This window comes from Bacillus sp. FSL K6-0073 (assembly GCF_038006085.1).
Lineage (GTDB): Bacteria > Bacillota > Bacilli > Bacillales > Bacillaceae_G > Bacillus_A > Bacillus_A cereus.
Genome location: NZ_JBBOUN010000001.1, coordinates 399,420 through 412,084 on the forward strand (window position 1 = coordinate 399,420; position 12,665 = coordinate 412,084).

A 12,665-nucleotide genomic window follows, 5' to 3' on the forward strand; every position below is an offset into this window, starting at 1 on the left:
ATTGTCGAATTTCCAAGGAAATAATCAAAAAATGGAGATGTTATGAAATGAGAGAGAAAATCGAGTTGGAGTTAGAAAGAATTGAAAAAGAGAATGATGTGAAAATTTTATTTGCGGTGGAATCAGGGAGTCGTGCTTGGGGGTTTCCATCGAAAGATAGCGATTATGATGTTAGGTTTGTTTATATACATCCGGTAGAATGGTATTTATCAATTCATGACAAACGAGATGTAATTGAATATCCAATTAGTGATGATTTAGATATAAGCGGTTGGGATATTAAAAAGGCGTTGCAACTATTCGCGAAGTCGAACCCAGCTTTACTTGAGTGGATTCGATCACCAATTTTTTATTCGAAAAACTCTAATTTTCCAGAACTACTTCAACAGATGAGTGAGAAGAATTTTGATCCAAAAGCAACGATATATCATTATTTACATATGGCGTCGAAAAATTATCGTGAATTTTTGCAAGGTGAGAATGTAAAGCTGAAAAAGTACTTTTATGTATTACGTCCTATTTTAGCTTGTAAGTGGCTAGAAGAGAAAGCAACTTTACCACCTGTAGAATTTGATCGATTGATTACAGAATTACCATTAGAACGTAGTGTATTAGATGAGATTGAAAAGTTGTTAATAAAGAAAAAAGCAGGTACTGAATTAGATGTTGGATTGAAAATTAAGGTGCTAAATCAATTTTTAGAAGAACAAATTCATTACTATGGGCAATATGTAAAAGGAATTGAAAAGGGATCAGGGATCGATATTGAAATTTTAAATACACTATTTCGAGACATGTTGTTTGAAGCATATGAAAAAGAGCACAAGTAAGTTTGTGCTCTTTTTATTTTGTAGGAATGAAGAAAACAGATATAGCTGCGATAAGACCTGCAAAGGAGAATAAGTAAAAATTCCATGCTAAGTCATATTGCATTGTCATAATAATACCGATGAGAATAGGGCCAGCAATTGCACCAACTCGGCCAAGTCCCAGTCCCCAGCCTAAGGAGGTAGCTCGGATATGTGATGGGAAGTATTGTGTTACATATGCATTTAATATTTGAGTAATACCGACCGATCCAATACCAGCAAGGCCAATTAAAAGATAAATGATTGTAACAGATGGCTTGATTGTTAATAGTCCGATACATATGGCTGCCATAAGATAAGAGATGCTAATAACAATTTTTGCGCCTATACGATCAGCAATTGCTCCAGCAAATAACGCACCAACAGCTGCGGTAATATTTAGCATAAGTAGAAAAGACAGACTAGATCCAAGAGGATATCCCGCCTGGCGCATCATCTGTGGTAACCAAGTATTTAAACCGTATATTAAAAACATTCCCATTATATAAGTGATCCAAAAAAGTAGCGTTGCTTTTATGTATTCTTTTGAGAATAAAGTAAAAAATACATTTTTCTTTCGTATAGTAGATGGAGCTTGATGAGTTTTATTTTTTACATGAAATTCAATTTGAAAACGATTAAGAATTTGTTTCACTTCTTCTTGGCGATTACGTGATAATAAAAATTGAATGGACTCAGGTAAATAGCGAATAATGAAAGGAATGAGGAGTAGTGGAATCATTCCGATACCAAACATAATTCTCCATCCGAAATCTTCTAACATAAACATAGACAAAATAGCACCTAATACGATACCTAAAGGATAGCCAGTAAACATAAGAGCATAAATAAAAGATTGCCTTTTTTTTGGTGAATATTCAACAGTAAGTGCTGAAGCCGTTGGGATAACACCGCCTAATCCGATTCCTCCTATAAATCGAGATAATCCAAATAACTCAGGAGAAGAAGCGATAGCAGCTAAACCCATTGTGATAGAAAAAAGTGCTAAACAGCATATAAGCGTCCATTTACGCCCAATTAGATCTGTAATCGTTCCAACTAGAATAGCCCCAATAAACATCCCAAATAAAGCATAGCTTGCAATTGTACCAGCGTGCGCTGGTGATAGCGCCCAGCTTTTGTCTTCTAGGAGCTTTGGTAGAACGGCACCGTAAATACCTAAATCATATCCATCAGCTAAAATGGCTAGCCAACAAATAAAAACAACAAGTTTTGTAATAGAGCTTGAAAAGATAGTTTCTGTAGATTCTAGATGAGGTGGAGCTGAAGGTTGCATAATATTCACCCCTTTTAATTCGTAGATGAATATATTATTTTATTTAATGTTAATATTTCCCTCCCTGTGTCGAAATTTATCTGAAAAGATTTTATAACAAATAAAGAAGTTCAACAGTAATTCTGTTGAACTTCTTTATTTGTTTACTCATTATCAACTCGTTTTAACGGTTGATCTGCTGGGCCTTCAAGAACGTCTCCCTCAATTGAAAAACGAGAACCATGGCAAGGACAATCCCAAGTACAATCACCATTATTCCATTCAACTTCACAGCCGAGATGTGTACAAGTTGTATCGACGATATGTAATTTTCCTTCTTTGTCCTTATAAGCACCTGCTCGTTTACCGTTAACATGTACGACAGATCCTTCACCAACTTCGAGATCTTCTGGCTTACGTAATGCGGTTTCAATCTTTCCTTCAATTAAATGTTTCGCAACATCAATGTTCTGGGAGAGGAACGTTTTTATATCTGGATTTGCATGGAAGCGTGATGGTGCATACAGTTCTTTATAGGGACTGTGGACTTTTAGGATGGAGTCCTTCAGTAGGTGAGCGGCAGCAGTTCCAGTTGTCATGCCCCATTTGCGATATCCAGTTGCAACAAAGATATTTGGATTTCTTTCGTTAATATGTCCGATATAAGGAAGCTTATCTAGAGTGATTAAATCTTGTGCTGACCATCTATAAGGAACTTCGTCTATTCCAAAAGTTGCTTCAGCAAAAGAATAAAGTGCTTCATAATGAAGCATCGTATTTATTCCTTGTCCTGTTTTATGACTCTCTCCGCCAATCAAAATTAATTTTTCTCCATTGTTTGTTATATAGCGTAAGGAGCGCTTTGGATCATCAATACTTAAATACATGCCACCTGGATAATCCGTTTTTGCTTTTATTGCAAGAGCGTAGGAGCGTTCTGCGTACATTCGCGTAAAGAAAAAGCTATTCGCATCATAAAAAGGAAAATGTGAACAAGAGACGACATATTCACAAGTGATATGATGGCCCTCTTTTGTAATTATTTGTGGATGATCTCCCTTTTCCACATCCATAGCTGTTGTTTGTTCGTAGAGCTTTCCGCCCATCTCCACAAACTTTTCTAAAAGTGTTTTTAAATAAAGAAGGGGATGGAATTGTGCTTGATTTTTCATTATAAGCGCAGATTGTACTGGAATAGGAATCGATAGAGATTGAACATAGTCACAAGGTATATTTAATTTTTGATAAGCTTCATATTCTTTCGATAAATTTCTTAATCCGTTATCGGTAGTTGTATATAAATATGAATCTTCATTTGAGAAATTACAGTCGATTTTATATGTTTGAACAGTTTCATTTATGAATTGTAGAGCCTGATTATTTGATTCATAGTAAAGCCCGGCCTTTTCTACACCGAAATGGTTTATTAATTCATCATAAATAAGATCATGTTGTGCTGTTACTTTCGCTGTTGTATGCCCAGTCGTTCCGTTTAAAATACGACCAGAATCAATTAAAACAACATCGATGCCTTCTTTTGCAAGTAAATAGGCAGTAGTAATACCTGTAATACCAGCACCGATAATAGCAACTTTCGTCTTTATATTTTCGGATAAACGAGGGAAAGTAGGAAGCTGAGTAGATTCAATCCAATAAGATAGCGGCAGTTGTGGAAATGTATCACTTGTCATTGCGGAAACCTCCTGATTTTAGAACAATTTTCCTTTTAATATTTCCATATTATATGAAATTTATGTGTGTTGTTTTAGAAGTAGTCTATTTTTATTAAAAGAGGTTATAAATTATTTTAATATAATTAATTAGGTGGGGCATTATGAAGTAGTAGGATTTATATAAAACTAAATTCAAGTGATTCTGTTTGTTGATTACATAGGGAGTTATTGAATGAGATAGAGTCTATGGCGTTTAAGAAAATGTCTATATAGAGTGGGTAAATCCTTATGGAATATATACATTTTCTTTAGTGAAATAAAGTATGATTATAAAAATATAACCACCTTTTATTACTAGGTCATAAAAGGTGTTGACAATATAGAAATTCTATTGTTATGATTCATCATGTGGAAAGGTTGATAGAGAGTAAAAAGAGAAATGTTTTTCATTGATAATAAAAGCGAAAAATAAGTGACGATAGAGTGAGTATATTTTCCTTATAATAGATGCTTTTTGGATCATCTAGTAAAATCAATCTGGAAGCAAGAATTGATATATGTAAGTTGCGCAAGGCGCGGCATAAGAAAGGAGCAAAAGGATGAAGGAGCTTCATACGTTTGGGTGGTATGCAGCACGTGTATCACCACATTTGCCGAAAAAAGCATTTAAACCAGTGCCTACTCGTTTATTTGGTGGACTGGCTTATTTGCTTGTGGCATTGGCGGGGTTAATATCGATTGGTGTATTTGAATTGAATGTGTGGGCGAATCTAGGAATTGCGATTGTTCTTGGATTATGTTTTGCTTCACTTGGATTTTTAGGACATGAAATTTTACATGGAACTGTTGTAAGAAAGGCATGGCTTCGTGACTTCTTAGGCGCGATTGCATTTATGCCATTATCAACAGGGCCAAAGCTTTGGAGAAAGTGGCATAATGCAACGCATCATGTTCATACACAGCATGAAGAGAATGATCCGGATGCATGGCCGACACTTGAGAAACTTAAGAAGAGTAAGTTTTTGAGTTGGGTATATCGTATGCCTTTACATGTACGTTCATTCTTTAGTTTTCTGTCACTAACAATTCAATTTACATTGCATTCGACTCGAATGTTCTTTCATTTTATAAAAGAGTTCAAGTCATCCAATCAAAAATCTGTATGGCTTCAACTTCTTTTGCCTTGGACAGTTTGGATTAGTTTATTGTTTATTATGGGACCTGGAAAATGGTTATTTGCATATGTCATTCCGTTGTTAATTGCTAACTTTATTGTAATGGCATATATCGCAACAAATCACCGCTTAAATCCAATTGTTCCAGTAAATGATCCGTTAGCAAACTGTTTGTCAGTAACAGTGCCGCGCTGGGTAGACGTTTTACATTTCAATTTCTCATATCATACAGAACATCATCTGTTTCCTGCTATGAGTTCTAAATACTATCCGTTAGTAAAAGAGAAGATTAAAGAAATGTGGCCGGAACGCTATCATGAGATGCCGATGACAAAAGCTTTGGCAGCGCTATGGAATACACCACGTGTGTATTATCAAGGAAGTGAATTAGTGGATCCGCATAGAGAGCATTTCTATGGTTCTTTAGGAAATGGACTAGATCCTCATAATATTTCATATCGTGAGGAACATATAGAGGAAGAAAAGAGTATTAAAAAAGTAAATCAGTAAAAATTAATATATTTTTGCAATGAAAAAGCAAGCCATCTCAGGCTTGCTTTTTCTTATAAAGAAACTTCTTTTTTGTTCTTTTTATGGAATTGGACGGAGTTAGTTTCTTTTCGTTGTAGTCGTTTTTCTAAAAGATTAACAAAATAAGTAAATAGAAGAACAAGTACGAGATAGTATACACCAACGATTATGTAAGTATCTAATTGTTGGAAGTTACCTGCTGCAATTGATAAACCTGATCCCCATAATTCGGACAGTCCTACGTAAGCGACAAGTGAAGAGTCTTTTAATCCGATAATAAATTGGTTTCCTAGAGGAGGAAGAGACAGACGAAATGCTTGTGGTAATATAATCCGGCGCATAGCTAAAGGATAAGGCATACCTAAGGAGCGAGCGGCTTCCAATTGTCCCCGGTCGACGGATTGAATGGATCCCCGGAAAATTTCCGTAATATATGCACCGTTATGAATTGCTAAAGCGATTGCTCCTGCCCAAAAAGGGGAGAAAACAATGACAGATGTAATGCCAAAATAGAGAATTGCGATTTGAACGATTAAAGGTGTACCACGAATAATAGCAATATAGATATGAGCAATGCTATTTAAAACTTTGTTATTCGAGATTCGAAAGAAAGCAAATAATAATCCAATTAATGAACCGAGTACTAGGGAGGTTAATGTTAATTGTAATGTGACAATAGTAGCCTTTAAGAGTGTGGGATAGGTAGAGATAAAAATTTCAAACATGCGTTTCACCTCATATTGTATAGATTTTAGTAGAGAATGAAATGCCCCACATGAAATGAACAATTAATCAGTGGGGCACTGTTTATGAATCTTTTGAATGGCTAACTTACTTCGTTTTTTCCTCTTCACCGAGAATATTACGCCCGAACCATTTTTTACTGATCTTTTCATACGTACCATCTTTAATGATTTCATCTAACGCTTTATTTACTTTCTCAACCATTTCTTTATCATCTTTGCGAATAGCAATTCCCATTTCATCAAGATTTAATGGTTTTCCGGCTTCTTTTATATTTGATTTTCCTTCTTTTATCATACGTAGACCAACCATTTGATCCGTAATTACTGCGTCAACACGCCCAGGCTCTAAATCCATAAGAGCAGTAATATCGCTGTCATATTCTGTGATTTGATCTGTATATTTTGCAACAAGATTTTTAAAGGTACTAGCTTTTACAACACCAATTTTCTTACCTTTTAAATCTTCTGGAGAAGAGATAGCGTTATTCTTTTTAGCTACAAAAATTTGGGCGCCGGAGCGATAGTACGGATTTGAGAAACTAACAGCTTTTAAGCGCTCCTCTGTAATTGCCATACTACCCAGTATTACATCATATTTCTTCGCTTGAAGACCTTGAATCAGCGTTTCCCATGGGTTTGTAACTGGCGTAGCCTTCATGTTCATCTTTTTAGCAAGAGCTTCACCGATTTCTACATCAAAACCGACAAGTTTGCCGTCATTTTCTTTATAGTTAAAAGGTTTGTATAATCCACTCATCGCATAGCGAAATTCTTTTTCACCATTTGTTGAAGTAGTAGAGCTTTCTTTGCTACAAGCTCCTAGTATGAAAGATGTACATAGTGTAATGCTAGCAACAATGGTTAATAGTTTTCTTTTCATAAAATCCCTCCTATATATTGATCATACGGATGGTTTTTTAGTATGTTATTGAAATATTTTATTTGGATGATTAGTTGTGCACCGTATGAATGTATTCTTTTTCGTTCGAAACAAAAGTTACATTATAAAACGTTGCGTAAAAATTGTTTTGCCCGTTCATGTGATGGAGCTGAAAAGAATTGTGCTGGCGGAGCATCTTCTACAATCTTTCCATCATCCATAAAGATGACGCGATCAGCTACATCTCTTGCGAAATTCATTTCATGAGTAACAATAACCATTGTCATCCCTTCTTCAGCAAGTTCTTTCATAACTTGCAATACTTCTCCAACAAGTTCAGGGTCTAAAGCTGAGGTAGGCTCATCAAATAGCATAATCTTAGGGCTCATTGCAAGAGCTCGTGCAATGGCAATGCGCTGTTTTTGACCACCTGAAAGAAGATGAGGAGTTACATCTGCTTTATCTTGAAGGCCGACTTTTTGGAGAAGTTGAGTTCCAATATCCTTTGCATTTGCTTTCTCTAATTTTTTTACGTGAATAGGTGCTTCTATGATGTTTTCTAGTGAGGTCATATGAGGAAAGAGGTTAAAGTGCTGAAAAACCATACCGACATTTTCACGGACTTTATTTAAATTTGAATGCTTTGGCTCAATTCGCTCACCTTGTAAGTGAATTTCGCCTTCATCGTACATTTCTAAAAAGTTAAGACAGCGAAGTAATGTACTTTTACCAGAACCACTGGCACCAATTAAAACAACAACTTCTTTTTCTTTTACTTCTAAATCAATTCCTTTTAACACATCAAGTGAACCGAATGATTTTACTAGATTTCGAACTTGAATCATACAAAACCCCCAGTTAAAAATATATTTTACAAATGTTGCCCCTTATTTCTGTTATTAGTCATAAATTGTCAGAATCCTTTATTTTTTACGTGCAATTTGATATTCAAAGAAATAATATTTTTTGAAATCTCTATATCCTTCTATAATGAAAATATGGATAATAATATATAGGTAGTATTTATATTGCTTATAAAAAGGGGGAAAGGGAAGATGGAAAAAGAAAGGAAAACATTTTCTTTTGGATTACGTACACAACTTATGCTATTCACTACAGTTTTAGCTTTTATTACATATTCAACAAGTATCTTTTTTATTTACGTGATATACGATTATTTTCAAAGTTATGTAAGTCAAACTGTATATAATATTATCGTTATGTTATTAGGGGTAGTATGGTCTGGAATTTTAGCATATGGAGCAGCCGTATTTTTAATTAAACCGCTTCGCAAGTTAGAGGAAGCGGCAAGAAAAGCAGCTGAGGGTGATATTCGTGAAGATGTTCCATTACCGAAGACAGATGATGAAATTAAATCTTTAAGTGTTGCATTTAATATGATGTTAGGAAACTTAAGGGGCATGGTAAAAAATATTGATACAACATTTTCGTATACAAATAATCAAGTACAGCAGATTAGAAAACAAACAGGCGAAGCAACGAGACAAGCGCAAGGTGTATCAGAGACACTTGCAGAAATTTCTTCAGGCGCTGAGCAATCAGCGGCATCAATTCAAGCAATTGTTTCTGCTGTTGATACAACGACTTCTATTGCAAGTGAAGTAGAAGAAAAAGCGAAGCAGTCTGATACATTGTCTTCAGAAATGGTTGAAGCTTTAGGGCATAGTACTCGTGTCTTTACGTCTTTAATTCAAGGTATTCAAACATTGGCAAAAGAAAATGAAGATTCAATGCAAAATGTACAGAAGTTAGAAGAACGAATGAAACAAGTAGAACATATTGTGTCTGTTGTGAGTGCGATTGCTAGCCAAACGAATTTATTAGCACTAAATGCTTCTATTGAGGCAGCTCGCGCAGGAGAGCATGGAAGAGGCTTTGCGGTTGTTGCGGAAGAAGTACGTAAACTTGCTGATGAAAGTAATCATTCTGCAAGAAACATATCGCAGTTATTACGGAATATGCAAGATGAAGTACAACAAGTTGCAATGAAAATGACAGAACAAGTGAAAATAGCTAAAGAAGAGGCGAAACGTGGGGAAGCTACGGAATTAATTTTAAAAGAAATGTCATCAAGTGTTATGGAAGTAGCCGATGCAACTCAGCAAATTAGTAGTTATATGAATGAACAAGTGAGCCACATTCATCAAACAGGAGCACAAACAAAAGCTGTAGCAGCAATTGCTGAAGAAACGTCAGCTGGTTCGCAAGAAGTGGCGCGTGTGACGCTACAACAGTCTAAAAATATGATAGTAATCGATCAATTATTAAAGGATTTAGAGAAGCAAGCAACTGATTTGAAACAAACAATTGAACGATTTTCAATGTAAAAGGAAGAACAGAATGCTGTTCTTCTCTTTTTTATTTAGCTTGATTTAATATTTACAGTTAAACTATGAACGTTTCCGCAACATTCTTTTCTGTCCCTTTCGGATGAAAATTATAGCGAGCTATAATATTAAAAGGGGTGTCTTTTATGAAAAAAGAAAAAAGACAACGGTTAATTAAACAATTTGTAAAGGAGTATGAAATAGATAAGCAAGAAAGATTAGTAGAATTGTTAGCAAAAAAAGATGTATTAGTAACACAAGCTACGGTTTCTCGCGATATTCGTGAGTTAAACTTAACGAAGGTACCTTCTCAAGAAGGATTAATGATATATAAAGTTTTCTCAGAAGAGCATGTACAAACTGATATAAAGTTAAAGAAAAAATTACGAGAAGTTGTTGTAAAAATTGATTGTGTAGATCAATTAATGGTTATTAAAACATTACCTGGTAATGCACATGTTATTGGTGTTTTATTTGATGAGTTAGATTGGAAAGAAAAAATAGGATGTATATGCGGAAATGATACATGCCTTATAATTTCACAGTCGAAATCAGATAGGGAGATTATAGAAGAAAGATTAAATTTAATTATTTAGATGCAAAAATCCTGTTTTTAATAAAATTAAAAACAGGATTTTTGTTTAAATACGGAAGTTAAATATTCAACATATATGCGTAATATATGTATTTTTTATTGAGAAAGCGAGATAGTTTGTTATAAAAATACATATTCGTATGATTTTAAAAAAATAACTTGTTTAATATTTCACAATGATAATGTGGATACTTTCACAAAGATGAAAGTGCAGAGCATTTATTATGTACTTGTAAGACATCAAACATATTTAAAAGGAGGTACAACAAATGAAACATCCGATACATGTTACTTCAGAAATTGGAGAATTACAAACGGTTTTATTAAAACGACCGGGTAAAGAAGTGGAAAACTTGACGCCAGATTATTTGCAGCAATTATTATTTGACGATATTCCATACTTACCAATTATTCAAAAAGAGCATGATTATTTTGCACAAACGTTACGCAATCGGGGTGTTGAAGTTCTTTATTTAGAAAAACTAGCCGCTGAGGCGTTAGTAGATAAAAAACTTCGAGAAGAATTTGTTGATCGTATTTTAAAAGAAGGACAGGCCGACGTAAATGTTGCACATCAAACTTTAAAAGAATATTTACTTTCCTTTTCAAATGAAGAATTAATTCAAAAAATTATGGGCGGTGTACGGAAAAACGAAATTGAAACAAGTAAGAAGACACATTTATATGAATTAATGGAAGATCACTATCCGTTTTACTTAGATCCAATGCCTAATTTATATTTTACTCGTGATCCAGCAGCTAGCGTGGGCGATGGCTTAACGATAAATAAGATGAGAGAACCAGCGCGTAGACGTGAATCATTATTCATGGAGTACATCATTAAATATCATCCAAGATTTGCAAAACATAATGTACCAATCTGGTTAGATCGTGATTATAAATTTCCAATTGAAGGTGGCGACGAGCTAATTTTAAATGAAGAAACAATTGCGATTGGAGTATCTGCTCGTACTTCAGCTAAAGCAATTGAACGTTTAGCTAAAAACCTCTTTAGCCGACAAAATAAAATCAAGAAAGTGTTAGCAATAGAAATTCCAAAATGCCGAGCATTTATGCATTTAGATACAGTATTTACAATGGTTGATTATGACAAGTTTACAATTCATCCAGCCATTCAAGGGCCAAAAGGGAATATGAATATTTATATTTTAGAAAAAGGATCAGATGAGGAAACTCTTAAAATTACACATCGTACTTCTTTAATGGAAGCATTAAAAGAGGTATTAGGCTTAAGTGAATTAGTTCTAATTCCATGTGGAGGAGGAGATGTAATTGCTTCTGCTCGTGAACAATGGAATGATGGCTCGAACACATTAGCAATCGCGCCAGGTGTAGTTGTTACATATGATCGCAACTATGTATCTAATACGTTATTACGGGAACACGGTATAGAAGTGATTGAGGTTCTAAGTTCGGAATTATCTCGTGGTCGTGGGGGTCCACGTTGCATGAGTATGCCAATTGTTCGTAAAGATATTTAGTATAAATAACGGAGAAAGTAGGGATGAATTATGTTAATGACTAGACCAAATTTAAAAGGAAGAAGCTTTCTAGCAGAAAAAGATTTTACACAAGAAGAATTGTTATATTTTCTAGATTTGGCAGCAGAATTAAAAGAGAAAAAGAAAAATGGTATTCCGCATCATTATTTAGAAGGTAAAAATGTAGCGCTCTTATTTGAAAAAACTTCTACTCGTACGCGTTGTGCATTTACAGTAGCATGTACAGATTTAGGGGCAAATCCTGAACATTTAGGGAAAGGTGATATTCAACTTGGGAAAAAAGAATCTGTAGAGGATACAGCAAAAGTGTTAGGGCGTATGTTTGACGGAATTGAGTTTCGTGGATTTAATCATGAAACTGTAGAATCTTTAGCACAAAATTCTGGTGTGCCGGTTTGGAATGGATTAACAGATATGTGGCATCCAACACAAACACTAGCAGATTTATTAACAATTAGAGAACATATAGGGAAATTGAAAAATGTGAAGCTCGTTTACGTTGGCGATGGACGAAATAATGTTGCTAATAGCTTACTAGTTGGTGGAGCAATCGTTGGAATGGATGTACGTATTTGTACACCGGAATCTTTATGGCCTGCACAAGAAGTAATTGATTTAGCAAAAAAATATAATGAACAGGTAATGATAACAAGTAATGTGGAAGAAGCTGTTGCGAATGCAGATGTAATTTATACAGATGTATGGGTGTCTATGGGGGAAGAAGAAAAATTTGCTGAACGTGTCGAGTTATTGAAACCTTATCAAGTAAATATGAAAATGATTAAAGCAACAGGGAATGAAAACGTGATTTTCTTACATTGTTTACCTGCATTTCATGATGTTGAAACGATGTATGGCGAAGAAGTTTATGAGAAATATGGGTTGAAAGAAATGGAGGTAACTGACGAAGTATTCCGCAGTAAACATTCAAAAGTATTTGATCAAGCTGAAAATAGAATGCATACAATTAAAGCGGTTATGGCAGCTACTTTAGGAAACATGGAGTAAAGAAGAAAGGGAGTCTTCCTTTCTTCTTTCTCCTCCTTTAGACACTATCATTCACTATTGCT

At 34.7% G+C, this 12,665-nt stretch carries 10 protein-coding genes and 2 pseudogenes; 7 read left to right on the forward strand and 5 right to left on the reverse strand.

What is annotated here, in order from left to right; translation table 11 throughout:
- Window positions 1–47 precede the first annotated feature (47 nt).
- Window positions 48–830, forward strand: a complete 783-nt coding sequence (locus MHB52_RS02120; RefSeq protein ID WP_001208232.1) for a nucleotidyltransferase domain-containing protein — start codon at window positions 48–50, stop codon at window positions 828–830.
- 13 nt (window positions 831–843) lie between these two features.
- Here MHB52_RS02120 and MHB52_RS02125 read toward each other — a convergent pair whose 3' ends face one another.
- A complete protein-coding gene (locus tag MHB52_RS02125; RefSeq protein ID WP_061662935.1) occupies window positions 844–2,145 on the reverse strand; it encodes an MFS transporter in 1,302 nt (433 codons plus the stop codon).
- Window positions 2,146–2,288: 143 nt separating this feature from the next.
- Window positions 2,289–3,815, reverse strand: a complete 1,527-nt coding sequence (locus tag MHB52_RS02130; protein WP_000199992.1) for an FAD-dependent oxidoreductase — start codon at window positions 3,813–3,815, stop codon at window positions 2,289–2,291.
- Window positions 3,816–4,396: 581 nt separating this feature from the next.
- Between MHB52_RS02130 and MHB52_RS02135 the strand changes: the two genes are divergently transcribed.
- Entirely contained in the window at window positions 4,397–5,482 is a 1,086-nt protein-coding gene (locus tag MHB52_RS02135; protein ID WP_000661226.1) for a fatty acid desaturase family protein, read from the forward strand.
- A 53-nt stretch (window positions 5,483–5,535) separates the two neighbouring features.
- Here the strand turns inward: MHB52_RS02135 and MHB52_RS02140 are convergent, their stop codons facing one another.
- The 3 genes from MHB52_RS02140 to MHB52_RS02150 form a co-directional block, all read right to left on the reverse strand.
- Window positions 5,536–6,291, reverse strand: a complete 756-nt coding sequence (locus tag MHB52_RS02140; RefSeq protein WP_115735448.1) for an amino acid ABC transporter permease — start codon at window positions 6,289–6,291, stop codon at window positions 5,536–5,538.
- A gap of 43 nt (window positions 6,292–6,334) precedes the next feature.
- Window positions 6,335–7,129 carry an ABC transporter substrate-binding protein gene (locus MHB52_RS02145; RefSeq protein WP_000823768.1) on the reverse strand — a complete coding sequence of 265 codons (795 nt, stop codon included), beginning with the start codon at window positions 7,127–7,129 and terminating at the stop codon, window positions 6,335–6,337.
- Between the two features lie 122 nt (window positions 7,130–7,251).
- Window positions 7,252–7,974 (reverse strand): amino acid ABC transporter ATP-binding protein, encoded by a 723-nt coding sequence (locus tag MHB52_RS02150; RefSeq protein ID WP_000616934.1) that lies wholly within the window; start codon window positions 7,972–7,974, stop codon window positions 7,252–7,254.
- A 375-nt stretch (window positions 7,975–8,349) separates the two neighbouring features.
- On the opposite strand from MHB52_RS02150, the pseudogene MHB52_RS36710 reads away from it, so the two are divergent.
- From MHB52_RS36710 to argF, 5 genes and pseudogenes are all read left to right on the forward strand, one after another.
- A pseudogene (locus MHB52_RS36710) lies at window positions 8,350–8,535 on the forward strand (HAMP domain-containing protein); the annotation flags it as partial.
- Between the two features lie 369 nt (window positions 8,536–8,904).
- Window positions 8,905–9,477: pseudogene (locus MHB52_RS36715) on the forward strand (methyl-accepting chemotaxis protein); the annotation flags it as partial.
- A 146-nt stretch (window positions 9,478–9,623) separates the two neighbouring features.
- Window positions 9,624–10,073 carry an arginine repressor gene (argR, locus tag MHB52_RS02160; RefSeq protein ID WP_000711827.1) on the forward strand — a complete coding sequence of 150 codons (450 nt, stop codon included), beginning with the start codon at window positions 9,624–9,626 and terminating at the stop codon, window positions 10,071–10,073.
- 268 nt (window positions 10,074–10,341) lie between these two features.
- A complete protein-coding gene (gene arcA, locus MHB52_RS02165; protein ID WP_000682331.1) occupies window positions 10,342–11,574 on the forward strand; it encodes an arginine deiminase in 1,233 nt (410 codons plus the stop codon).
- 30 nt (window positions 11,575–11,604) lie between these two features.
- Window positions 11,605–12,603 carry an ornithine carbamoyltransferase gene (gene argF / locus MHB52_RS02170; RefSeq protein WP_061662937.1) on the forward strand — a complete coding sequence of 333 codons (999 nt, stop codon included), beginning with the start codon at window positions 11,605–11,607 and terminating at the stop codon, window positions 12,601–12,603.
- Window positions 12,604–12,665 lie beyond the last annotated feature (62 nt).